Raw genomic sequence first — 668 nt, forward strand, 5'->3', positions numbered from 1 at the left:
TTCACTCACAAGCTGAGCCGTCTTCCCGGTATGGGTCGACTTGAAATAAGAACGGACACGATTTCTTAAATTCTTCGCTTTACCAATATAAATAATTTGGTCATCCGCATTCTTCATAATGTAGCAACCAGGTAAAGTTGGTACAAGGGTTAACAAATTCTCAATTAACTCACTAGCCATCCTTGGCCTCCTTTCGTCAATAATAGCGGCCCTAACATAAGGCCTCCAAGTTTAAATGAATCATTTCATAAAGATTGGTTGTCGCTTATATCGCAATTACTATTTGTTATGCTAGTGAACTTTCTAAGAAAAGTAACACTTATATTGAAATATGGCTAATCTTGATTATCCGAACTGTAATCAAATTACCGCCGCGTTAGTTGGTGATCCTTAAAAGCGCATGCCAGCAACTAGCACGGTCAAACTTCGCCACTAATGCCATATCAAAATAGTGCGATATCTTTCTATAACTACCTTACGTGTTTCTTATTTTAGGATAAGTATTTTTTCCTCTTCAATCCAAAATTATACCACGCAGAGGTTGTTTTGGGCAGTAATTTGAATGCGTGGGTGAAATAGTAGCTTAGAATTGGTATATTTCGTCTTTGTGTTATAAGGATTGGGATGGATATGGTAAAATATACAACAAAGCTAGCAAGTACAGGGCA

Annotated in this window: 1 protein-coding gene; it reads right to left on the bottom strand. The window is 37.3% G+C overall.

Annotated elements, in window-relative coordinates; translation table 11 throughout:
* Positions 1-180, bottom strand: a 180-nt coding sequence (locus tag ACRCJ0_RS17965) for a GIY-YIG nuclease family protein (RefSeq protein ID WP_431391501.1), incomplete at its 3' end; no start/stop codon positions are given.
* Positions 181-668 lie beyond the last annotated feature (488 nt).

It is taken from the genome of Aerococcus sp. L_32 (assembly GCF_050689315.1).